Below are 23089 nucleotides of genomic sequence, written 5' to 3'. Positions count from 1 at the left end.
AAAAGCCGCAGCTCTGGCAAACAAAGAAGTTGGCGTTCTAGACGCGCAAAAAGCCGACGCTATTGCAAAAGCGTGCGACGAGATAATTGCGGGTAAATATTTAGATCAATTTGTAGTAGACATGATCCAAGGCGGTGCTGGCACTAGCACCAATATGAACTCTAACGAAGTCATCACGAACATCGCGCTTGAGAGCCTAGGACACAAAAAAGGCGAGTATCAGTACCTACATCCAAACGACCACACAAACCTCGGTCAAAGCACCAACGACTCTTATCCAAGCTCGATTAAAGTCGCTGCTTATGCGAAATTAACTGATCTTTTAAAGGCTATGGAGCTACTAAAAAGCGAGCTAGAGGCCAAAGCAAAAGACTTCAAAGATATCATCAAAATGGGTAGAACCGAGCTAGAGGATGCCGTGCCTACCACGCTTGGCAACACATTTAACGCATTTGCAAGCTACATTAAAAGCGATATCGAAAAAATCACAGCCGCAAGAGAGACTATGGCTGTGCTAAATATGGGCGCAACTGCGATCGGTACGGGCATCAACTGCCATCCTGATTATAAAGTCGCCGTTCATAAAATTTTAAGCCAAATAACCGGTGTAAATTTCAAACCTGCAGATGATTTCATCGCAGCTACTCAAGACACTGCTGATTTTGTTCACGTTAGCGGCGCGTTAAAAACAGCTGCCGTTCGCCTAAGCAAGATTGCAAATGACTTAAGACTAATGAACTCAGGCCCAAGATGCGGTCTTGGCGAGATAAATTTACCACAGATGCAGCCTGGTAGCTCAATCATGCCTGGTAAAGTAAACCCTGTCATCGCAGAAGTCGTAGGCGAGGCATGCTACGAGGTAATGGGCAACGACGTAACCATCATGCTTTGCAGCGAGAGAGGCGAATTTGAGCTAAATGCGTTTGAGCCTGGTATCGCTTACGCGCTATTTAACTCTATATTTATCCTAGAAAACGCGATGAAAACCCTAGCCGAAAAAGCGATCAGAAAACTAACTGCAAATCCTGAGGCATGCTTAAAATCAGTACTTGGCTCAGTCGGTATCGTAACTGCGTTTAACCCATACATCGGTTACGAAAAATCTGCAAGCATCGCTAAAGAAGCATTGCAAACAGGTAAAGCTGTAGGCGACATTTGCTTAGAGAGAGGATATTTGAAAAAAGAGGAGATAGACAAGATCCTAGAACCTAAAAATATGCTAAACCCTCACATGGGCAAATAATTGAGCAAAAGTCTTAAAGCGCCGAAGTCAAATTCGGCGCCTTTTAAATTTAGTAAGTAAAAAAATCTAATATAAGGAGTTTTCCTATGGATATAATGCTGATTTTACAGATTATAGTCCTACTCGGAGGTATCTACCTGGGCGTTAGGCTAGGTGGTATGGGCGTCGGATATGCCGGCGGTCTTGGCGTCGTTATCTTGGCGATGCTCGGTATGAAAGTGGATATGAAAGATATCCCGATGGACGTTATTTTAATTATCGCGTCCGTTATTTCAGCCATCACTGCGATGCAAGTCGCGGGTGGACTTGATTACTTGGTTCAAGTAGCATCTAAAATTTTGCGCAAGAACCCAAAACAAATCAACTACCTAGCGCCTATCGTTACCTATCTGCTTACGATCCTAGCAGGTACGGGTCACACTGCGTTTTCTATGATCCCGGTTATCGTAGAGGTTGCTAAAACGCAAAACATCAAACCTAGCGCGCCTCTTGCGCTTTCGGTCGTTTCATCTCAAGTAGCGATCACCGCTAGCCCTATATCTGCGGCTTTCGTTGCTATGACCGGCGTTTGCGAGCCTCTTGGCGTTAGCTATCCGATGCTACTTTTCATCTGCATATCTACTACTTTCGTAGCTATGATCGTTACGGCCTTTATCGTAAATAAATTTTACGATCTTGACCTCTCAAAAGACCCTATCTATCAAGACAGACTTGCTAGAGGCGCGGTCGCTGAGATAAAAGAGGTAGAATATCAGGCGCTAAAACCTTATGCGAAAAGATCGGTTGCGATATTTGCCGTCGGCGTTTTAGTCGTCGTTTGCTATGCACTCGTTATTTCAAAGAGCCTTGGCATTGTGGAAAAACCTATCCTATCTAGAGATGCTGCGATCATCAGTTTTATGCTTACTATCGGTTTCCTTATCGCTACGCTTTGCAAGATCGATACTAGCAAATTGCTTTCAACCAGCACTTTCCAAAGCGGTATGAATGCGTGCATATGTGTCATCGGTATCGCATGGCTTGGTACTACTTTTGTAAACGGTCACATCGATAGCATCAAAGAGGTAGCTAAAAACGTCGTTACGCAGTATCCGTTTATACTAGCCGTCGCGCTATATTTCCTAAGTTGCTTGCTATACTCTCAAGCTGCAACCACTCGCGTTATGATGCCTGCGGTCGCTGCTGCGCTAGGTATGACTACGCCTGAAAACTCAGGTCAAATTTGGATCCTAGTTGCTTCATTTGCCGCTGTTTCAGGACTATTTGTACTTCCTACGTATCCTACTACTTTGGGCGCTATCGCTATGGACGATACGGGAACGACTAGAGTCGGTAAATTTGTATTCAACCACTCATTCTTCGTACCTGGCACCATCATGGTTGCGCTTTCAGTTGCATTTGCGTTCCTAATAGCTCCTGTTCTTATCTAAGGATTTTAGAGCCAAATTTAGCCGAGACTTCGCTCTCGGCTTTTTTAAATTTAAGGACTTTTTCATGAAGCAAATCGGAATTTTAGGCGGCATGGGACCGCTAGCTACGATAGATCTGTACGCCAAGATCGTAGAGCTCACAAACGCCGCAAAAGACCAGGATAATATCCCCATCGTAATCGACAATCACCCGCAGATCCCCGACCGCACGGCGTATATCCTGCACGGAGGCGAGGATCCGTTTCCTTTTATGAAAGAGTCTGCGACGAGGCTCAAAAATGCGGGCTGCGAGGCTATCTGCATAGCTTGCAACACGGCTCACTATTTTGCCAAGCGCCTAACCGACGAGTGCGACGTAAATATCCTACACATCGCCAAAATCGCGACCGCGTCGATAAAGTCGAATTTCCCGCACGCTAAAAAAATCGCCGTCATCGCCACCACCGGCACGACAGCGGCTAAAATTTACGAAAACGAGCTGATCGCCGCGGGCCTAGAGTGCGTGAAAATCCACGAAAATTTGATGACCAATATCATGGACTGCATCTACAAGGGCGCGAAGGCAAACAAGCTAAAAGAGTACGTTGAGCTCTTTAACGACACGATCGCGGCTATCGAGGCCGACGCATATATCGCGGCTTGCACGGAGATACCGCTGTTTTTACCGTACGCGACGAAAAAAGATAAATTTGTAGACGCTACCCTCGAGCTTGCTAAAGCAGCCGTCAAATTCGGCCTAGAAAAATAATCAAATTTGCGTCTAAACGGCGCAAATTTACCCCCTCTTAAAACAAATTTTTATAAAATCCAAGCTAAATTTAAAGGATAAACGATGAAATTTGGCGAATTTAAAAATGCAAAAACTTTGAGTCTAGCAAGCCTGCTTTGCGAGCAAAACCCGCAGCTAGCAGGGCTGGTAAAACAAAACGAATTTTTATATATCTCTTGCTTTGAGGATAAAATTTTAGGCGTCCAGAACCTCGTTCGCTGCGAGATCGGATCGGCTAGCTACGTGCTGGCTTTGCTTTGTAAGTACTCTCTTGACGCGGCTAAATTTGACGAACAAAAGCGCGAATACTTTGACGAGCTGGATGAAGGATACCTAAGCGGCGAGTGCAACGTCGGCGAGGAGGAGTTTGAGCAGATCGCGGAGTTTTTAAATGATTGCGAAAATATCGTGATCGATAGCTCCTTTTTAGCTCATGCTGACGCGAAAAATATATTCGAGTTTTTGCAAATGCTCGGTAAAAACGTCGTTTTGTCTGACGCAGAGCAGGGTGAGTTTAAAACGGACGGCAAGCTAACGCCGTTAAAAGAACCTGAGAGCTTTGACGGTAGCGTCGTGTTTTTTATGGATGAGGCGGGCGGTTCAAATTTGAGCGATGAAACGAAAGAGCTAATCGGCTCGGCGTCGTTTGCTGCGGCCGCAAAGGTAAAAGACGGTGATATAGTGAGCGTGCAGGCTAATGGCGCCGACGTTGTGGCTAAATTTAAGCTAGAGCCGCAGATGAAGGGCACGGTCGCGCTTTGTAGGGCGAAATTTAGCGGATACGCCTTTAAGCTGGTTAAAATCGTAAAAACGGCACAGTAGCTAGCAATTTGGCGGATAGATTTATCTGCCGAGGCGCGCTACACTAAATTTAATCTCAAAACTCGGCGTTATAACGTCAAATTTGACTCATAGAGCATGGTTTTTGGATGGAGGGGCGGGTAAAATTTGGCTGCCGAACTAAAAAAATTAGCCCGCCAACCGCGCTCTTTAAAATCAAAATTCTATCGGTATGCCAAAGTTAAATTTAGGCTAAATAAAATTTTATCCTAATGCGCGAAATTTAGTAAAAAAATCGCCTCAAAAGCGCGTAATATTCGCTTTTATAGCGCTTTTTAAACGAAAAAGGGTATAATGGTCGCATGAGAAAATATTTTTTGCTTTTTTTACCGATTTTGGCGTTTTCTTTTAGCCTGAGCGTAAATTCGGGCGCAGAGGACGGCAGGCCCTACACAGTGATAAACATCAGCGACGAGAAGGAATTCGTCTGCAAAGAGGAGATCCTTGCCTACGACCGCAAGCTTTATTTTTGCGACGTTGCCGGCGGCGCACTGTCGAAGGTCGACGATAAAATTTTAGCCCTGGCTGAAGTGAGATTTCGCGAGGAAAAGGGCGGTATGCGCGTCTATGTCGTGCCGCGCGCGGCTCGCGTTTGATCTCGTCTAGCGAGCCTCTTTACGGCGCATCCGCCGTGCCGTTTAGCAAAAACGGCGGCGCAGCCAAACGTCACGCCATCGTGATAGATCAAAATTTAAGCGAATTTAAAAAACAAGCAAACGCGGGGATAAATTTCGCCCCGATATTTGAGCAGATGACCGCTCCTAGCGTCGGACCGCTCGATCTAAACAAGGCTCCGATAGAAAGCGGCGACAGCAACGACATAAATATGTACCTGGATGTGAAAAAAAGCTACGACGCCAAGCACTACGACGACACGATAAGCACGACGCAAACGGCGTTACGCCGCTATCCAAATAGTATCTTTGCCAGCGAGTTTTTGCTATACAGATTGCGCGCTTTGGATAAAATTTTAGACTCGCAAAACAGCTTTGAAGGGCTTAGCGCAGCAGACGTTGCAAGCGAGGGGCGCGCGTGGATGAGGCGGTTCGTATCGGACGAAAACTACCCTGAGGCGCTATATCTAGTGACTAAGGCTTATCTTAGACAAGAGCTCGTTAGCGACGCGAACTATACGCTAGATATCCTTAAAAGCGAGCATCCAAACTCAAATTTCACCAAGCTAGCCGAGCTTGAGTTTGCCGATAAGCTCTATGCCTCCGGTAGGCAGGATGAGGCCGTGAGGATGTATGAGGGCGTGCTGTACTCGGCGCAGACGCTAGACGTCGCTAGCCGCGCGGCTCTTAGCCTCGTGCAGGGCAGCATCGACAAGGCCAAATTTGACCGTGCCAAGGATTTTATGCTTAAAATTTTAAATAGAAACCAAGAATATCTACTAAACGATGCGTCCAAGCTAATGGCGCTAGCCGGGGTATTTCACGAGAAAAATATGGACGATATCGCCGCGAGAATTTATGAAATTTTACTCGCTAGATTAGACAAAAACGACGATGACTACGAAACCGTGCTAAAAAATCTAGGCATCGCCCTAGCTGGCACGCCAGGCACGCAAAAAGCCTACGAATACCTAAAAAGATACCAAAGCGAGTTTGCGGACGGGCAGTACGCCACCGCCGTGCAAAATGCGCTAGATAAGCTATTTTTCGCCAGAAACAACGAGAGCAACGCGACAAAGCTGCACGAGCACTACGATGCGCTTATGGCTAAATACGGAAAAACGGATGTCGGCGCTAAGGCGCTAAAAGAGCAGGTCGCGCTCTATCTAAAAGAGCGTAAATTTGACTCCGTCCTGCGCTATACCCAGGCCGTGCGCGATCTAAATGATACGGACACTAGCGCGGTCTTGGATCAGGCGGCGTTAAATTTGGCGAGTGAGGCCATCCGCCAAAATGACTGCGTTACAGCTGTAAATTTGACCGAAAACTACGGCGTAGGTGAGAAAATCGGGGCTAAATTTAAGCTCTTTGACTGCTATATGCGCCTCTCTCGTTTTGCCGCCGCACACGATCTCGCCTCGAAAAATATCTCGACACCCGACATGCTCGACCGCGTGGAGTGGCTCATCAAACTAGCCTCCGTTTTTATAAAGACGCAGAAATATAACGACGCTTTGCGCGTAGCCGACGAGGCGCTAGCTATCGCGTCTAGGCAGGAGTATGCTGACGTCTCGCCCGTGCTTTTTTATAGATTTGAAGCGCTAATGGCGCTAGGCAGGCTCACTGATGCTGCCGCGACGATAACGGCCGTCGAGACGCTGCGCAAAAACGACTTTAAGGTCATTGAGCTCTACGACCGCATGGCCGAGGCGACGTATGGTGCGAACGACTTTTTAAACGCGTCGGTTTACGCCAAAAAGGCGATCGATCTGCAAAAACGCCTACATATCGCCACATTTAGCCCGAAAATCGACTTTGAGTACATCGGCTCGCTAAGTAAGCTAGATAGACTAGACGAGGCGTTGCAGGCCGCGCGAGAACTCCTAGATACGCGCCTAGATCCAGAAAACAGACTGCGCGCGCTAGCTCAGATCTCGGAAATCTATATCAAACTAAAACGCGAAAGCGAAGCAAAGCCGTATCTGCAGGAGTGCGTCGGCTCAAATTTGCAAAGCTCTTGGAAGGCCATCTGCGCCGAGCAGATGAAGCTCGTGGAGTAAATTTATCCTTATTTTACTTTTTAAACCCGCTCAAATTTAGTCTGAAAACTCGGGTTAAATTTGAGTTTGATCGCCGTAGCTAGACGGCATACTTTTAACTCTTGCGCTAGACCTTGGCTCGTGCGGGACATGGCGCTATCTTTATTATCCGCAGATATTTTGCGGCAAACGGGTCAAATTTAAGGTGATTTGGTTAAATTTGTTATGTCTTGTTTGCTTAAATTTGACTTCAAAGATTTCTGGTTTGACAAACAGGCTCAAATTTGACAAGTCTTAATCTGGCTACGCCTAAAAATAGCTGTCAAATTTGACAAGCAAATTTAAACTAGCTTTAAAATTTGGATTAAACCGCAAGCAAGATCAAATTTGACCGTAAAACCTGAACGTAAATTTGAAGTAAGAGTAAAAAGGTGCTTTGCAAATGGGTTTAAATTTGACGAAGCAGCGGCTAAATTTAAGCGGTAAATCGCTCAAATTTAGCCGGCCTTTTTCGAGTAAATTTAAAAAATCAGTCCCTCGTCGTCTTGTTTGATTAGCGTATCTTGCGCGTCTTGTTTCGGTACCGGCGAGATCTTCGTATAGACTTCGATCAAGCCCTCGTACGCAGTGTGAAAGACGCCCTCTGGCTCGATGAAGGTTTTTTGTTTTAGCGGGTACTCCTTCATATAGCTTTCCATAAATTTCTTAAACACCGGCGCCGCAGTACGTCCGCCGCCTTCTACCTTTCTCATCGGCGTGTTGTCGTCGTTGCCGTACCATACGACCACCTCGACCTCGGGCGTAAATCCGCAAAACCACGCATCTATGTTGTTATTTGTCGTGCCTGTTTTGCCCGCGACTTGCACGCCGTTTAGCCTCGCGCTTTGTCCCGTGCCGCGCTCCACGACCGTTTTCATCATATCGGTCATCAGATAGGCCTGCTCGGGCTCCGTGACGAACGTCCGCTCAGGCTCAAAAACCGCTTCTAAATTTTGATAATTTATGATGCGTTTGATGAGGCTTGGCTCCACGATCTCGCCGCCATTTGGAAACATCGAGTAAAATTTGGCGAATTCTAACGGCGAGATACCGAAGCTGCCAAGCGCGATGGATAGGTTTTTAGGGATGTTTTTAAAGCCCATCTCGGTTAGCTTTTTATAAGCCGTATCAAGCCCGATCTCGTCTAGTAAATTTATCGTGGCGAGGTTGCGCGACTGACGCAAGGCCTCGCGCAGTGTGATGTAGCCCTGGAAGCCGCCGCTATAGTTTTTTGGACGCCACTCGTACTGGCTGCCTTCGTTAAAGACTCTCGAGATGTCCGCTGCCTTACTCATAGGCGAGTAGCCCATGTCTAGGGCGATCTGATAGATAAAAGGCTTAAAGCTAGAGCCCGGCTGGCGCATACTCTGCGTAGCGCGGTTGTAGCTGCTTTTGGCGTAGTCTACGCCGCCTACTAGCGCGAGGATCTCGCCCGTTTTAGGTAGCGTAACGACGATAGCGCCGTTTAGGATACTGGCGTTTGCGTCTTTGTTACGTTTTAGTATCTCGTTGTAGCCGTATTTTAGCGCCTCGGACGCCATATCTTGCACCTTTAAATCGACGCTGGTTTCGATGACGTAGCCGCCGGTTTTTATATCCTCAAAGCGCTTTGAGGCCTCTTTTAGCACCTCGTCCACGATGTACGGGGCTTTGTTTTGCGTGAGAGTGTCGTCAAAGACTACGGGCTGCTCGACTAGCGCGGCCTTGTACTCTGCGTCGCTGATCCAGCCTAGTGCGTTCATCCTTGAGATAACGTTGTTTGCGCGGCTTAGCGATAGATCGAGGTGGCGAGTCGGGTCGTAGGTGCTGGGCGCTTTTGGTAAGCCCACTAGGATAGCAATCTCTTTTAGCGTGAGTTCGTCAAGCTCCTTTCTAAAGTATCCTTTTGCCGCGGTTTTTATGCCGTGATAGCCGTGTCCTAGATAGACGTGATTTAGATAGCGCTCTAAAATTTGCTCTTTGGTTAGCTCGTTTTCCAGCTTCATCGAGATGATCATCTCTTTTAGCTTACGGGTTAGCTTTTTTTCTCTGGTTAATACCATGTTTTTAACTAACTGCTGCGTTAGCGTGCTAGCGCCCTCGACTAGTTTGCCTGCCTTTATGTCCTTAACGATAGCTCGCGTGATAGCCTCGGGATTTACGCCGCCGTGTTCAAAAAAGCTCGTATCCTCGATCGCCACGAGCGCCTCGATGACGCGCGGCGGGATGTCTTCGTACTTGACGTAGATCCTGTTTTCGTCAAAGATATTTGCGATGAGTTCGCCGTTTCTGTCGTAAATTTGAGTCGTGAGCTTTGGCTTAAAATCGATGATATTTGACGCGTCAAAGGTGACTTGCGAGTAAAGATAAACAAACGCCGCGCTCAGCGAAACAAAGATAATAAACAAAATCGAAGCTAAAAATCTCATAAAAATGCCTTTAAAATTTTCACGTTTAGCCCCATTGCGGTGCTAGTTTCGCCGTTTTGGCTTAGGATGTATTTTTTGTTGAATTTTTCTATCGTCATGGCTCCTGCTTTGCCCTGCCAAAGATCGCCCGATAGGTAGTTTTGTAGGTCGGCTTCGTCAAATTTGGCAAATTTATACTCGGCAAAGCTGACGTTAAAAAGCTCGAATTTCTCGCCTAAAAATATCATCGCAGTTACGATCCTGGCGGTATTTTCGCTTTGCATTTTTAGCATTTTTAGAGCTTCCTTTTCGTCCTTTGCTTTGCCTAAAATTTTACCGCCACATACGACGACGCTATCGGCGAAAACGACGTTTTTTGCATTTTCATTCGCTTTTAAAAATTGCTCTTTTTTTGCCGCGACGATCTTTTGAACGTAAACGTGCGGCGGTAAATTTTTATTTACGCCGCCCTCGTCGTAGTCGAAAAAAACCTGCTCAAATTTAACGCCGTGATCTCGCAAAACCTTAGCTCTAGTGACAGAACTCGAAGCCAAAATAATCATCAAAACTCCCTATAAGATACGCCAAGATATGCCGCCAGCAGCGCAAACGCCACGTTTAGCGGGATGAAATAATAAATCGTAACTATGAGGTTCTCGTGAAGCTCGACGTATTCGCTATTTTGCAGGGATTTTGAGGCTTTGTTTAGGCGGTACGTGACGTAAATAACGTTTAAAAATAAAAATCCCCAGATCGCCCATTTCGTCGTTAAAATCGTATTTAGCATTGGATCGGCGTTTTTGATCGCGTTTTGCTTAGCCAGTATCGCGCCCGTCACGCCCATAACGGCGATCGAGCCGTAGATCGCGTAGCCTAGGCGCTTTAACATGGAGATTATCGTTTGGTATTTTTGCGTGTCGCCTTCGATATTTTTCATAAAAAATTTTGCAATGAGTAAAAAATTTGCTTGAAATCCGATAAAAACGACCACAGAGAGGATGTGGATAAAGGGCAGGGCGCTGCTAATCTTTGCAAAAGCTATGTTAAATTCGGGCATTTGTCCCCTTTGATCTAAAATTTTCTCGCGCTAGAGCTATTTTGACGGTGGTAAAATTTGACGCCAAAATGCGCGAATAAAATAAACTCATAAACTTATATTTTCCTTTAAATTTTATCTCGGCTCGCAAAATGCAAATTTCGGATTTTGCTTTGCGGCGTCAAATTTGGCTGTCAAAAATTTGCTTAAATTTTACGTCGCAAAAACGCGGTCAAATTTAAGCGATTTTCTTAAATTTGACCAACGCCAGGCTTATTTTTCAAGTTTGATTTTAGCAAACTCAAACGCCTGCCTGATCGCATCTTCTATCGCAAGCACGTTTTTACCGCCTGCGGTGGCGAAATCATCCTTGCCGCCGCCGTTTCCGCCTAAAATTTGAGCCGTAAATTTGACCCATTCGCCGGCTTTTAACGGCGCGTTTTTCACGCCTGCAGCCAGAGCGATTTTGCCCTCTTCGTTTACTTGCACAAGTAGGATCGCCGCCTTTTCGTTCTCATTTTTAAACTCGTCTATCGTCGCCTTTATGTCGCCGCCGTCAATCACCGCGACGCAAAGCTTTGTCTCATTTACGTTCACTACGGCTAGCGCGTGTGCATCTTTTGCCTGCTTAGTTTTATCTTTTAGGCTTTTTATCTCGGCTTTTAGTTTTTTTACAGCATTCATCGGCTCGGCGCTTTTTAGCTCGGTTTTTAGCTCTTCGATCTCGCCACGCCAGGCTTTTGCTAGATTTAGCGCGGCCTTAGAGCACACGGCTTCAATCCTGCGCACGCCCGCGCTCACGCCGCCTTCTTTAGTAATGAAAAACGCGCCGATCTGGCTTAAATTTGCCACGTGCGTACCGCCGCAAAGCTCCTTGCTAATCTCTCCGAAGCTTAGCACGCGCACTTTATCGGCGTATTTTTCGCCAAATAGCGCGATAGCGCCGCTATTTTTGGCATCCTCGATGTCCATTATCTCTGTTTTTGCCGCGATACTTTCGGCGATTGCGCTATTGACGAAATTTTCGATCTTTGTTAGCTCCTCTGCCGTCACTGCCTTTGGATGAGAGAAGTCAAATCTGAGTCTGTTCGCCTCTACGCTAGATCCGGCCTGCGCGATATGCGTTCCCAGCACGCTTCTAAGCGCAGCGTGAAGCAGATGCGTGGCGCTGTGGTGGCGCGCGATCTCGGCTCTTTGCTCGCTTACTTTTAACTTCACGGCGTCGCCGATTTTAAGCTCTTTTTTAACCGCGACGTTTGATAAATTTAGCCCAAAAAACTTCTGCGTATCTAGTATGTCGGCCACGCCCGCGATCTCGCCGCTATCGCCCGCCTGGCCGCCGCTTTGCGCGTAAAAAGGCGTCACGTCAAACATCGCCCAGCCTTGCTCGCCCGCTTTTAAAATTTGAGTTTCTTTAAAATCCTCGTCAAGTAGCGCCAAAACCTTGCTCGTGCGCTCAAGCTCCTCGTAACCGCTAAATTTGTTTTCACCGAATTTTTCTAAAAGCGCCTTAAAATCGCCCTTCGCGCTCTTGTCGCCGCTGCCTTTCCAAGCAGCCTTAGCGCGCGCTTTTTGCTCGCTCATTAGCTCGTCAAATTTTGCTTCGTCGACTTTGAGTTCTTTTTCGCGTAGCATATCGGCCGTAAGATCTAGCGGGAAGCCGAACGTATCGTAAAGCTTAAATGCAGCCTCGCCGCTAAAAATATCTTTCGTGCGCGCTAGCTCGCTCTCAAAAAGCTCGAGTCCGCTTGCTATCGTGGCTAAAAATCTCTCTTCTTCCAGCCTGATTTGCTCTTTTACCGCCGCTTTTTTTTCGTTTAGGTAGGCGTAGTGGCTGCCCATTAGCTCACAGACTTTATCGACGAGGCGGTACATAAATGGCTCTTTTATACCTAGCAAATATCCGTGTCTAATCGCGCGGCGAAGGATACGGCGAAGCACGTAGCCGCGGCCCTCTTTGTCAAACGTCGTACCTTGAGCTAGCAGGAAAGTCACTGAGCGGATGTGGTCGCTGATGACGCGGTAGCTAGCGCCGCTCTCATACGCGTACGGCTTGCCGCAAAGCGCTGCTACTTCGTTTATAAGTGGCATAAAAAGCGAGCTATCGTAGTTGCTAAATTTGCCTTCCATTATCGCCGTGACGCGCTCAAGCCCCATGCCCGTGTCGATGCTAGGCTTTGGTAGCGGAGTGAGCTTGCCGTCGCTACTGCGTTCGTACTGCATGAAAACTAGGTTCCAAATTTCAAGAAATCTATCACCGTCGCCGCCCATGTAGTCCTCAGGCGTGTTAAAATGCTCGCCGCCCTGGTCGTAGAATATCTCCGAGCACGGTCCGCAAGGCCCTGTATCGCCCATCTGCCAGAAGTTATCGTGATCGCCGAATCTATAAATGCGTTCCTTTGCGATGTGCTGCTCCCACAGCGCAAACGCCTCGTCGTCGCTCTCGTGAACGGTCACGTAGAGGCGGTCTTTTGGTAGTTTTAGCACCTGCGTGACGAACTCCCACGCGTACGCGATTGCGTCTTTTTTAAAGTATTCGCCGAAGCTAAAATTTCCCAGCATCTCAAAAAACGTGTGGTGGCGTGCGGTGTAGCCGACGTTATCTAGGTCGTTGTGCTTGCCACCTGCGCGGATGCATGTTTGACAGCTCGTGCGGATCGGCGGAGTAGGGCGCGGTACTTCGCCGGTGAAAATGCTCTTAAACGGCACCATGCCCGCGTTTGTAAAAAGCAGCGTAGCGTCGTTTGGCACTAGCGGCGCAGACGGGATGATCTCATGACCTTTGCTTGCAAAAAAATTTAAATAAGCTCCTCTAATATCCATCGTTTTTTCCTGATTAAAATTTTAAAATAGGGCTGATTTTAGCATAAATTTAATAAAACTTGTTTGAGGCTCGCTATAAAAAGGCGTCGGTAAAATTTAAAAATCGCTCGCATTATCCGTTTAATTACTATTTTTTACTATAATTGCCTAAAAAACATTAAATTTTGGAAAAAAGATTATGAAAAAACGAGTTGCGATAATAGGATTTGGAAACGACGCGAAGTACTACTATAACGAGCTTCGCCGCTCGGAGCACTTTGAACTGGCGGCGATTTTTGACGGCGTGCAAAATAGCGAAATTTGCGGACGGATTCCTTTTTACGATAATATAAACGACCTTTTGGACTCCGTACGGATCGACGCTCTTATCGTCACTGATACACACAAATATCTAAATTTGATACCAAAATGCCTAAATTTTATAAAATTTATCATGCTTGATCCTTGGCTTTGCAAATCAGGCGAGATAAGAGAGCTAAAATACTGCTTTAAATCCCAAAATATCGGCGCTTATATGGCTTTTGTCGATAGGTTTAATCCCGTAATCGCCTCTGTAAAAAAAGAGCTCGCCAGAGAAAAGGAGGCTTTTTCGATAAATATCGCTCGGGGGTTTAATAAAGGCGTAAATTTGCAGCTTGAAATTTTACAAAACATCGACGTTGCAAGGTTTATAACGGGTAGCGAAATAATCTTTAGCAATAAAGTTTCAATCCAAAACGACGATAAAAGAAGCGAAACCGACTCGCTTTTTCAGCTTAAATTTAAAAACCAGACGCTAGCTAGTATCCACAACTCAAAGCGCTTTAAAGCAGAACGCTTTACGATCGAATTTGCCGCGAGCGGCGGAGTTTATTTCGGCGATATGTTGGGTCTTAAGTTAAACAAATACACGCTTGACGGACAGCAAAATTTAAAGGTTTACGGCGACGTTTCGCCGATTAAAGCGCTAATAAACGAGTTTTATCAGGCATGTTGCGGCGCAAAAAGCGATCTAAGCACGCTTGAAGACGCCCTAAAGGCTCAGGAGATTTGCGAATGAGACTTATTTTATTGCTAAACATGGGCGGACCGAACGACCTTAGCGAGGTTGGAGTTTTTTTAAAAAATATGTTTAACGACCCGTATATCTTGGGGATAAAAAGCCCGATTTTGCGCAAATTCGTGGCATTTATGATAACTAGCTCGCGCCTAAAAACCGCGCAAAATAACTACCGCCAAATCGGCGGCAAGTCGCCCATCTGCGAGCTTACGGCAAGACTGTGCGGTAAAATTTCGCATTTTTTAGACGATGATACGGCGGTAGCCTTTGCGATGAACTATACGCCGCCTTTTGCGAAAGACATTTTGGCCGAGTTTACGGAGGCCTCGGAGATCGTCGTTTTTCCGCTATACCCGCATCACTCGTTTACGACCGTATCGTCTAGTATAAGCGACTTTGAAAAGGCGCGGGCCGAGCTAAATTTAAAGGCGAAAGTAAAAATCATCGAGCCGTTTTTCGAGGATGAGAGATATAACGAGATCATCGTAGACGGCATCGAAAAAAGCGCACGCGATCTAAATACTGATGAGATAACGCTGGTGTTTTCGGCGCACTCTTTGCCGCAAAAGATGATCGATGCAGGCGATATCTACGAGGAGCACGTCAAGCGACACGTTCAAATTTTAACCGAAATTTTGGTGAAGCGAGGAGTTAAATTTAAGCAAATTTTGCTCGCATATCAGTCGAAGTTAGGCCCTGTAAAATGGCTCGAACCCTCGCTAAATCAAGCGCTAGCCGAGATAAAAGATAAAAAAGCGCTCGTTTATCCGATCTCCTTTTGTATCGATAACTCCGAAACCGTTTTTGAGCTATCAAAGGAATTTCGCCATATCGCAGACGAGCTAAAATTTAATTTTTACGACGTCGTAGCCTGCCCAAACGACGATGACAAATTTGCTAAATTTATCGCAGATAGAGCTAAGGAATAAAATTTGCTTGCGATAGCGTATCTTTTATAAAGGATGCAAAAATGACGATCGAAGAGCAAAAATTTATCCAAAAGATTTTGGCCGAGCTTGCACAAAAAGCTGCAGAAAAGAGCGCAAAAGGGGGCAACTTTGAAAAAGAGCTTAAAGTTGCTACCGAGGCCATAAAAACTAGTAAAGAGCCCGATGTGGAAGGCTTTAAAAGGACTCTTACAGAGCTTGGCGCAGCAGGATTTTTATCGCAGATGAACGAACAAAAAATCCAGGAAAAACTAAGGGTCAAAAAAGAGGAGCTGATGGAGGCTTTAGGGCTAAATACCGATATGAAAAAAAGCCTAAGAGATGAGCTTGAAACCGTACTGGACGATCTTTTGACCAAATACGAAAAGGAGCTACGAGCCAGCTTGCAAAGCAACTCCTTGCTAGAAAAACAGCAATCTTTACAAAATAAAAATCCGTCGATGCTGGGCACGGTTTTAGGTATCGTATAAATTTGGCGTAGTTTTAAGTCGCGGCGAGTCGGCGTAAAATTTGAATGTGATGTTTTGATATCAAAGCCTTAAAAGCTCGCCGAGACTAAATTTGCATGTTTTGAGCGTGGTTGCCTATAGGGTTTTTGGTTGATGAAAAAAATTTCACATAAAATGGCTATTTTCTCTTACAATCATCAAATTTAAAAATAGCTTTTCAAACTTGTATTTAAAACTACCTATCGGTGTTACACAAATTTGCTTATCATTAAAAATTAAGCAATGCGTCGCGAAGTCGGTGATAAATGATTGAAATTTGATTGGTAGTTTTGTGTATTTGAAAAAGCAAGAAGGCGAGAGTTTATCTCGCCTAAATTTGATTAATAAAGTCCAAATTTGCCGTCAGAGCGCTTGTAGATCACGCGCATTTTGGCGTCCATATCGTTAAATACGTAAAACTGCGCATCGCTATCTTTTAGCTTTTGCATAGCTTCCTCGATCTCTAGGGGTTTATATAGCTCAAGCTCCATAGGGATTATCTCATCTACTTCGCTGTCACTCGTCTGCTCGTCTGCGATCGAGGTTCTAACCGCTTTACCGTCGTCTTTATTTTTGACGGTGGTGTTTTTGTCGTGCTCGCGGCGAAGTACTTTTGACGCGCGCTCAAGCGCAAGATCTACTGCAGCGTACAGATCTTTGTCTTTGTGGCGGATTACGATCGTATCTTTTTTTGCTAAATTTAGCGCAAATTCTACGCTAAAGCCTTTTTTGCCGTTTTTTTCGTCCGCTGAAACTACGCAGCGACCTGAAATTATATCCAGTCCGTATTTGTTAAGCGCATCAAATGCGTTTTCTATGTGCTGTTTGATTGGGTCCGTTAGGTCAAATTGTTTACCTACGATGCTTAGATTCATCATCTCTCCTTTACGTTAAAGTGCTAATATTATAGCATATAAAGTATTATTTTAGAGTTTTTGAATCGTGCGTCTGTGAAATCTTACAGGAGGAATATTTCTGGCATCATTAATGCTTTCGACGGTGGTGTCCAATATGACTATTCCGATAGAATTTGGCGACTGAATAGCTGTTCCGACACAATTGCCTATAGTACCGAAAAGTCGCTCAAGTCTAACATTTACTCTAAATAAAGAGCTTGCTGCTTGATTTGTCGGAAAAGTTGACCTAAAAAATGTCGTATTTATCGGGCAGTCTGCTACAGGCATTGTAGTAAAATTTGTTTGAAGGAGTTGTAAAATGGCCATTTCTGTAGCGCTTTGAGCCAAAAGCTCGGCTTGCTCTCTTAAAAACACATCAGTGGTCTGTTTTGCCGTAGTTGCAGATAAATTTAGAGAAAACATGGCTAAAGTAGCTATTAAAACTAAAAAAATTATTGCCGTTACTAGACTAAAAGCTTTTCTCATTAGTAAACCGCCTTTGTTTTGCATACTGTTGTTTCGGCTTCGGTTGGATTAAGCGACCTTCCCGCATCCCTTATACATAGCTTTAGGACTAAAACGTTATTGACTTCGGTAAAATTAAACCTAGTTACGTTAGTGGCAAGTAGGTCCCTAGATCCATTTACGTATTCCTGATTATTTACCCATGGGCGAAAATTATAATAAAGAAATAGATCAAAATCTCCGTTGGCACTATTTGCACCCGGAACAACAGCGTAAGCTGTATGAAGTAAATAGTACTGTTCTGAAATAACCGTACCTCTATAATCTTTTATGCTTAGTACTGTATCTGTTGTGGCGATATGGTCGTTTGTGACTAGGGCTATTGATTGGGCCACTGAGTGATTGTATCCAAATGATGAATTTATATTTAAATTAGTGCCCCTAAACATTAAACCTATATTATTATTGGCTATGGTTGCTCGATTTTGGGTTAAATCAGATATATTTTGATTAGCTGAAGTCCAGTTTCCTGCTTGGTTTACGAGTCTGCTTCCTGGAGTGGATAGGGTGCCGCTATTTGTAGCTGCATTTTTTGTTGCACTGGTTGGAGCACCGTTTAAGTCTACAAAGCCGCTCCAGCCGCCATCTTGAAAACTCTCGTAGCTATAAGCAACCCATTCTAATATAGGATATGTGCTATTTAAGCCAGAGCCTTGTGTCGGAACAAAAGCTCCTAATCCATCAGCACTTGCTTGTTTTCCTATTGTAGACCCTCTGACTCGGATGGAGAGTCTTTTAGCGATCTGTTCTAAAACCAGCTCCGTTTGCGTCTCTAAGGTGTTTATAGCTCTACTTTGAAGATAGTTTCGGTATATGTTTAGTACAGCTTCTATACCCATATAGGATATCATACCCATTATAACGATTACCATCATTAGCTCTAGTAGTGTAAAAGCTTTTCTCATTACCAAGACCTAGTTAAGATATCGGGGCCGTCACCGATATTTGCCGAATACGCCCTTAGGATTATGGTATGCCCATTACCGCCACTTTGAGCACTGGTAGTGGTTGTGGTTATTTTAATCTCTTTTACTTCATTGTTGGCGCTACTATCCATTGCTCTATTGGTACTTATTTCTGTTGATAAATTTGAGTTTAGGATACTATCTCTATTGTATCCAGCTGAAGATTGTGTTTTTATGGTCTCTTTATGGAAATCGTCTACTTTTTTTTCCCAGCTGGCGCAGTCCTTGTTCTTTGCTATGCCGGAAAAATCTCGCCTATTTACTCCTGAAATAGGGCTTTCCGTAATGTTGTTTGTTGTATAGAAATTTGCCATATTTCCAAATATGGGTGTTCGTTCGTATCGTCTGGTTGGATCATTTACGCATCCCCACTGAGATGTGGAGATGAGAGCCATTCTAGTCTTTGCATCCATTATACTTTCTTGTATGATGGCCATACGATTATTGTCTGATGTTTTTGAGATTAAATTTGGTATAGCCATCATAGTTAGACCTATTATTACTATAGATAGTATAAGTTCTATTAGTGAAAATCCCTTTTTCATCTTTACCAACTTAATTTGTTACTAGGTTTTTCAGATAAGTCATTTATCTTGACTTCGCCCTCAATGATTTCCGAACCGACTACATTTCCTACGCCAACGTCTTTTTGATCTTTATTTAGCGCTTTGCCTCCCCATGACATAGTGCTTGGATCTATAAAAATAACAGTAAAACGATTTGTTGTAGCTGTAGCGCTAGTAGGATCATATATTAGCCAACTAGAAGCTTGCATATGAATAATATCTGTACCTATTATAGTGCTTGATAAATTTATAGGCTCTTGACCATTTACTATAGGGCCGGTGGAGGCAATGGTTGTGGTAGCCGCATGGCTAAATGTGCCGTGCGTGCCTTGATTAATATTTTGATGAGCCTTGTTTACAAACCAATTAGTTGTTTGAGGCAATGCGTCACCTGCGGCTAAAGGATATGTGGTTGTATTGCATCCATTGCAATATACGCCATAAAAAATAGTCGCCCCAAACCCATCTTTCGGTCCAGTATAGGTTGGCGCATATACTTGACCGTAGTAGAAATTTGTGCTTTTTAATTTAGTACCGGTAGGTTTTGTGTATGGAGCACTGTTTATAGGTGAAATGCTCGCATCGCCGCTAGCTGCAGATATATTTGCAAAGTTAAATACATCGCTATTTACTTTAAATGGATTTTTAGCCACATTGGTCGGTCTTGCGAAGTTAAAATTGACTGTGACTCTGGCTATGCCGTCCGTATCAGCAAAAGCATTTGCCTCTACGGTATAGCGACCCAAATTTGTAGTCGCGCTTGGATCTTTTCTTGTACTTGATAAAGTATCGTTATCAAAAAATAATACTTCATTATTTATGGTATTTAAGTCTGCGGCTATGACTGCAGGGTTGGTACTTGTATGATTTACGACTTTTCCGCTGTTATCTGTATAGCCAGGTATTACTTTGTCTATGCCTATAGTGAATTTGTTTTGAGTGGCATAGCAACTTCTAGTGTAAAGCCTTGCGGTATTTCCTCCCTCTATTCTTGCTTGAATATTAAATGTAGCACTAGCTGCCATATTTTCGCCTAAATTCCTATTGCTGGATATATAGGTCATATTGTTGGCAAAATCCGAAATTTGAAACTGATCTATCAATATATCGGTAGGGAAAAATCTATAGTAAACCGAACCGGTTATATCGCATCCTATCTTTCCGTTTACTTTTTCGGTACTATCGCTACCTTTTATACAATCGCTGCCGCTATCTACGGCGGTAAATGTGCTATCTTTTAAGTACAGCTTTGCAGGTCCGATATCAGGGTATGAAAAATCAGAATTTGTAGTTCCGACAGTCTTTTTTAACGTTCCTATGCCATTAGAAAAAGATGCAGTTGTTTTCATGTTTTCTATATTGGTTATTACAATGCTATCTATCGCGCTTCGACAAGCAGGAGTAAGATCTGGGCTAAATTTTACGAGTTGAGTTTTATCTTTATCCTCTGTATGATCGGTGTCGGTCTTTAGATTTCCGGCATAGTTGTTTGCTACTTTATTTGTATTATATACTGCAGCAATGCCCATAGCAGGATAGGCTCTACCGCCAATCAATGAAATTCTAGCTGCATCGGATGTAGACTTTACTGAACCATTAGCGTAGCCTACAAATTTTTCTGGTCTGACAGTAAATAGGTCAGATATGCATTCTGGTGCGGTATATTTTTTTGTATATGGATCTTCATATGAAATCCTAAAAGATACTGCCCTATATGCGTTGTTTATTAAAATGTTTTCTAGTGGAAGCATGCCATTGTTTTTGTTTAGCTCTACATCGGCTATAGGCGATGCTAAAATAGAGGCTCCAGCAGGACAACTATCAACCGCGTCTATTTTTACTTTTATAGGCTCATCTGGCCCTTTTGGTGCGCTACCTGTTGGTAGGTCTGAGTTTAAATATGCGATTTTGACATTAAACTGTTTTCCGGTTAGCTGAGTATATAAATTTTCAGAGTCGCCTTTTTTTGTAAATTTCTCGTTTACGATTTTTATTGTAGCCATATCGAATACTGTTAAATAGTACTTTTTGTCTACACACTTCTTAATTCTTTTGTTTTTGATTTCAAATTTTAATGAGTTGTTTTTAAAGGTGGCCTCATACGCTACATTTGGTTGGAAGCCGGCTTTAAGTGATACATCGTATTGTACGAAAGATTTTTTTGTGATATCTAAAAGCCCGCCTGTTCCTTGTTTTGCACCTTTACCTAGAAAGAGGGTCAGCGTACCCTTGTCTTTAAAGTATGCTTGAAGTGCTTTTGTACTATTATCGTTAAAGTTACTTCCCAATTCAAATGCATCCCCGCTATTTGCGTATGGTTTGACATAGGTGGAATTTGGCTGATAGCTAGCATTTATATCGGTTTTTGCAGCTATTGATAGATATTCTGCATTATCATTGCTATCGTTTCTGATCGTTAGTTTGGTCCTTAATATATCCCCTGGCCTCATTACTGTTTTGCTATTTGCATTGGTACTTACTGGCTTAAATTTGCTTTCATCTTCATTTTTGCCTTTTACAAACAAATCCTCTTCATAGCAAACATTTGGTATATAGGCGTCTGTTGCAAAGGCTACAAAACTTATATTTGATCTTTCGCCAAGCACTAGGCCAGAGCTTGTTTCTTGCACTCTAGCTCTTAGCTTTACATCCGCACTAGTTTGTCTATTGGTTATATACTTTGAAATATCGTATATATCAAGATCTACTTGGTTATTATATTTTTTTGAGCTATCCATGTGTTGACCGAATTTGGAGATGGTAGAGTTGAACTGTCCGCCGGGCTTGTTTATGCTGCCGTCTCCTATAGACTGAAATGCTGCCCCTTTTTTTATCTGAATGTCTTCGCTATCGACTTCTTTTTTTGCTCCGAAAGAAAAAACAGTTAAACTTGATCTAATGTCTCCTTGCGGCGGAGTGTAAAAACCTTCAAATTTGACTAGTGCTTCCTTGTCTACAACACTATTGCCGCCTAAATGTATAGGAGCCAATATATAAAGTCCGTCAAAGATGGATACTGTTTTTGCTTTTGCTTTATCGTCATCTTTTAGATCGTACACTATCGTCAAGGCCCATCCGCCGTAGTGTCCGGCAAACGCGCTTCCGTAGTTCCATTTGCTACCCCACTTGCTATCATATCTATAACCAAGCCAGCCGCCGTCACGGTACATCATGATGCCTTGAGGATATCCTAAGGATGTTTTAATGCCTCCTACATTAAATGTGGCATTATTTAGTATAGGATTGCCCTCCATATTTCTTATAATATTCGTCACGTCAACGCTAGCATGATACATGAACTGCATACCTCTTTGGGTATAGGCTCCATACCACCTAGTATCTCCTTCATTTGCAGATAAGCTATGATAATACTGCCCGTTGTATTTACTTGGAGTGCCGAAGCTTATGTTTTTAAAGCCTCGTATATCGCTAAAAAAACGATTCGTCATGGCATTAAAATCTTGGTTCATATTCCATACATTTGAAAGTCCTCCAGCCCAATATAACCTAGCAAATACTATATCTTTGGCCCTAATATCTACATTTACGGCTTTGTTTTTGTCGTTTATGGGTTTGCTGAAGTTAAAAGTAGCACTATTGTAGCAGTTAGTATTTACGCATTTGACGCCCGTAAGGGTACTGTTGTGTATACCGGCCGACCCTACTGGATTAAAATTATATCCGCCGTTTATAGGAATGGATATTGTGGCGCCTATCGTTTCAATGTCGCCATTTATACTTCCTAAGCCTATGTTTCTAAGAGATAGTTGTTCATCGCCTTTTCTATCTACGTATCCGTGTACGCCATTTGGAACGCCTACGTATTGAATATTATGATAAAAACCGTCGTTGTCATTGTAGGCAAAGGCACTTGCATAAAACGCAATAGTAGTAGTTAATGCAATACGAAATAGTTTCATTTCATACCTCTTTATTGTTTTTGGTTTTCTATAAAATCCGAAATTTTTTCGGCTTGCTTATACATCGGATATGTCCATGCATCAAGCACTATCTGAGAGAGCGTCATATTTGTCATATTGCAAACGATAGGAGCGATGAAATTTACCGTTGAGGTCTCGATCGGGGTGCTTACAACCATGATATTGTAGATCCTTAGCTCGCTTTTGTCGTTTATGTCCATCAGTTCCTGATAGTACGTCGGTATATCAAATTCGTAATTTCTCAAGGCGTACGGGTTTATCGCGGTAAAAGACGTCTCGTCGTCCTTGCTTTGAAGCTTTACGAAAAATTGATCTAGCTCTTTTAGTTCGTAACTTTTGATATGCTCAAAGCCTAAAATCGGACTTTTGACTTGAAAAACCATATACATCTCCTTAATTATACATTTACCTTTTATGCGAATTGTACCCAAATTTTTCTACTTTTAAGCATAAATAAAACAAAAATTTACCAAAAAGCAACAAAAACAATGGTAAAATAGCC

General features: G+C 43.7%; 19 protein-coding genes. 9 read left to right on the top strand and 10 right to left on the bottom strand.

What is annotated here, in order from left to right; genetic code table 11:
• From H740_RS06280 to H740_RS06260, 6 genes are all read left to right on the top strand, one after another.
• On the top strand, positions 1-1243 hold a 1243-nt coding region (locus tag H740_RS06280), incomplete at its 5' end, for an aspartate ammonia-lyase (RefSeq protein WP_002952482.1).
• Between the two features lie 86 nt (positions 1244-1329).
• Positions 1330-2673 (top strand): anaerobic C4-dicarboxylate transporter, encoded by a 1344-nt coding sequence (locus H740_RS06275; protein ID WP_002952480.1) that lies wholly within the window; start codon positions 1330-1332, stop codon positions 2671-2673.
• A 64-nt stretch (positions 2674-2737) separates the two neighbouring features.
• A complete protein-coding gene (cuyB, locus tag H740_RS06270) occupies positions 2738-3421 on the top strand; it encodes a cysteate racemase (protein ID WP_002952479.1) in 684 nt (227 codons plus the stop codon).
• Positions 3422-3505: 84 nt separating this feature from the next.
• Positions 3506-4264 (top strand): hypothetical protein, encoded by a 759-nt coding sequence (locus H740_RS06265; RefSeq protein ID WP_002952478.1) that lies wholly within the window; start codon positions 3506-3508, stop codon positions 4262-4264.
• Between the two features lie 320 nt (positions 4265-4584).
• On the top strand, positions 4585-4878 hold the full coding sequence (locus H740_RS11940) for a DUF7494 domain-containing protein (RefSeq protein WP_197273064.1): 294 nt from the start codon (positions 4585-4587) through the stop codon (positions 4876-4878).
• Positions 4875-6956: a hypothetical protein gene (locus tag H740_RS06260; RefSeq protein WP_197273063.1), complete on the top strand. Its 2082-nt coding sequence runs from the start codon at positions 4875-4877 to the stop codon at positions 6954-6956. Before H740_RS11940 ends, H740_RS06260 begins: the two co-directional genes overlap by 4 nt.
• 500 nt (positions 6957-7456) lie before the next feature.
• Here H740_RS06260 and H740_RS06255 read toward each other — a convergent pair whose 3' ends face one another.
• From H740_RS06255 to alaS, 4 genes are all read right to left on the bottom strand, one after another.
• Positions 7457-9382, bottom strand: a complete 1926-nt coding sequence (locus tag H740_RS06255; protein WP_002952477.1) for a transglycosylase domain-containing protein — start codon at positions 9380-9382, stop codon at positions 7457-7459.
• Positions 9379-9924 carry a septum formation inhibitor Maf gene (gene maf / locus H740_RS06250; protein ID WP_002952475.1) on the bottom strand — a complete coding sequence of 182 codons (546 nt, stop codon included), beginning with the start codon at positions 9922-9924 and terminating at the stop codon, positions 9379-9381. The genes H740_RS06255 and maf overlap by 4 nt, the downstream gene beginning before the upstream one ends.
• Positions 9924-10418, bottom strand: a complete 495-nt coding sequence (locus tag H740_RS06245; protein WP_002952473.1) for a hypothetical protein — start codon at positions 10416-10418, stop codon at positions 9924-9926. Before H740_RS06245 ends, maf begins: the two co-directional genes overlap by 1 nt.
• A gap of 252 nt (positions 10419-10670) precedes the next feature.
• Positions 10671-13220, bottom strand: a complete 2550-nt coding sequence (gene alaS, locus H740_RS06240) for an alanine--tRNA ligase (protein ID WP_002952472.1) — start codon at positions 13218-13220, stop codon at positions 10671-10673.
• Between the two features lie 178 nt (positions 13221-13398).
• Here alaS and H740_RS06235 point away from each other — a divergent pair, with 178 nt between their 5' ends.
• Genes H740_RS06235 through H740_RS06225 form a run of 3 tightly spaced genes read left to right on the top strand, consistent with a single transcriptional unit; the run spans position 13399 to position 15676 of the window.
• Positions 13399-14259 (top strand): Gfo/Idh/MocA family oxidoreductase, encoded by an 861-nt coding sequence (locus tag H740_RS06235; RefSeq protein WP_002952471.1) that lies wholly within the window; start codon positions 13399-13401, stop codon positions 14257-14259.
• Entirely contained in the window at positions 14256-15188 is a 933-nt protein-coding gene (gene hemH / locus H740_RS06230; protein WP_002952470.1) for a ferrochelatase, read from the top strand. The genes H740_RS06235 and hemH overlap by 4 nt, the downstream gene beginning before the upstream one ends.
• Positions 15189-15229: 41 nt before the next feature.
• On the top strand, positions 15230-15676 hold the full coding sequence (locus H740_RS06225) for a hypothetical protein (RefSeq protein WP_002952469.1): 447 nt from the start codon (positions 15230-15232) through the stop codon (positions 15674-15676).
• A gap of 359 nt (positions 15677-16035) precedes the next feature.
• Here the strand turns inward: H740_RS06225 and hpf are convergent, their stop codons facing one another.
• The 6 genes from hpf to fliW are packed head-to-tail and all read right to left on the bottom strand — an operon-like array spanning position 16036 to position 22970.
• The gene (gene hpf, locus H740_RS06220) at positions 16036-16569 is read right to left on the bottom strand and encodes a ribosome hibernation-promoting factor, HPF/YfiA family (RefSeq protein WP_002952468.1); all 534 of its coding nucleotides are present in this window, start codon (positions 16567-16569) and stop codon (positions 16036-16038) included.
• A gap of 51 nt (positions 16570-16620) precedes the next feature.
• Positions 16621-17076 carry a hypothetical protein gene (locus H740_RS06215; protein WP_002952467.1) on the bottom strand — a complete coding sequence of 152 codons (456 nt, stop codon included), beginning with the start codon at positions 17074-17076 and terminating at the stop codon, positions 16621-16623.
• Positions 17076-18020 carry a prepilin-type N-terminal cleavage/methylation domain-containing protein gene (locus tag H740_RS06210; RefSeq protein ID WP_002952466.1) on the bottom strand — a complete coding sequence of 315 codons (945 nt, stop codon included), beginning with the start codon at positions 18018-18020 and terminating at the stop codon, positions 17076-17078. The genes H740_RS06215 and H740_RS06210 overlap by 1 nt, the downstream gene beginning before the upstream one ends.
• Positions 18020-18625: a type II secretion system protein gene (locus tag H740_RS06205; protein WP_002952465.1), complete on the bottom strand. Its 606-nt coding sequence runs from the start codon at positions 18623-18625 to the stop codon at positions 18020-18022. The genes H740_RS06210 and H740_RS06205 overlap by 1 nt, the downstream gene beginning before the upstream one ends.
• Before the next feature lie 2 nt (positions 18626-18627).
• Positions 18628-22566, bottom strand: coding sequence for a hypothetical protein (locus tag H740_RS06200; RefSeq protein ID WP_002952462.1), 3939 nt, complete (start codon positions 22564-22566; stop codon positions 18628-18630).
• Positions 22567-22577: 11 nt separating this feature from the next.
• Complete coding sequence (gene fliW, locus H740_RS06195; protein WP_002952461.1) at positions 22578-22970, bottom strand: flagellar assembly protein FliW; 393 nt, start codon at positions 22968-22970, stop codon at positions 22578-22580.
• Positions 22971-23089: the final 119 nt, after the last annotated feature.

Source organism: Campylobacter showae CC57C (genome assembly GCF_000344295.2).
In the GTDB taxonomy this organism is placed as follows: Bacteria; Campylobacterota; Campylobacteria; order Campylobacterales; family Campylobacteraceae; genus Campylobacter_A; species Campylobacter_A showae_B.
This window is presented reverse-complemented; position numbering and strand designations above follow the sequence as displayed.

Bases quoted from the DNA above. Each gene is read 5' to 3' on its own strand.
- H740_RS06275 (WP_002952480.1), top strand. From the start codon at position 1,330: ATGGATATAATGCTGATTTTACAGATTATAGTCCTACTCGGAGGTATC.
- cuyB (WP_002952479.1), top strand. From the start codon at position 2,738: ATGAAGCAAATCGGAATTTTAGGCGGCATGGGACCGCTAGCTACGATA.
- H740_RS06265 (WP_002952478.1), top strand. From the start codon at position 3,506: ATGAAATTTGGCGAATTTAAAAATGCAAAAACTTTGAGTCTAGCAAGC.
- H740_RS11940 (WP_197273064.1), top strand. From the start codon at position 4,585: ATGAGAAAATATTTTTTGCTTTTTTTACCGATTTTGGCGTTTTCTTTT.
- H740_RS06255 (WP_002952477.1), bottom strand. From the start codon at position 9,382: ATGAGATTTTTAGCTTCGATTTTGTTTATTATCTTTGTTTCGCTGAGC.
- maf (WP_002952475.1), bottom strand. From the start codon at position 9,924: ATGATTATTTTGGCTTCGAGTTCTGTCACTAGAGCTAAGGTTTTGCGA.
- H740_RS06245 (WP_002952473.1), bottom strand. From the start codon at position 10,418: ATGCCCGAATTTAACATAGCTTTTGCAAAGATTAGCAGCGCCCTGCCC.
- alaS (WP_002952472.1), bottom strand. From the start codon at position 13,220: ATGGATATTAGAGGAGCTTATTTAAATTTTTTTGCAAGCAAAGGTCAT.
- H740_RS06235 (WP_002952471.1), top strand. From the start codon at position 13,399: ATGAAAAAACGAGTTGCGATAATAGGATTTGGAAACGACGCGAAGTAC.
- hemH (WP_002952470.1), top strand. From the start codon at position 14,256: ATGAGACTTATTTTATTGCTAAACATGGGCGGACCGAACGACCTTAGC.
- H740_RS06225 (WP_002952469.1), top strand. From the start codon at position 15,230: ATGACGATCGAAGAGCAAAAATTTATCCAAAAGATTTTGGCCGAGCTT.
- hpf (WP_002952468.1), bottom strand. From the start codon at position 16,569: ATGAATCTAAGCATCGTAGGTAAACAATTTGACCTAACGGACCCAATC.
- H740_RS06215 (WP_002952467.1), bottom strand. From the start codon at position 17,076: ATGAGAAAAGCTTTTAGTCTAGTAACGGCAATAATTTTTTTAGTTTTA.
- H740_RS06210 (WP_002952466.1), bottom strand. From the start codon at position 18,020: ATGAGAAAAGCTTTTACACTACTAGAGCTAATGATGGTAATCGTTATA.
- H740_RS06205 (WP_002952465.1), bottom strand. From the start codon at position 18,625: ATGAAAAAGGGATTTTCACTAATAGAACTTATACTATCTATAGTAATA.
- H740_RS06200 (WP_002952462.1), bottom strand. From the start codon at position 22,566: ATGAAACTATTTCGTATTGCATTAACTACTACTATTGCGTTTTATGCA.
- fliW (WP_002952461.1), bottom strand. From the start codon at position 22,970: ATGGTTTTTCAAGTCAAAAGTCCGATTTTAGGCTTTGAGCATATCAAA.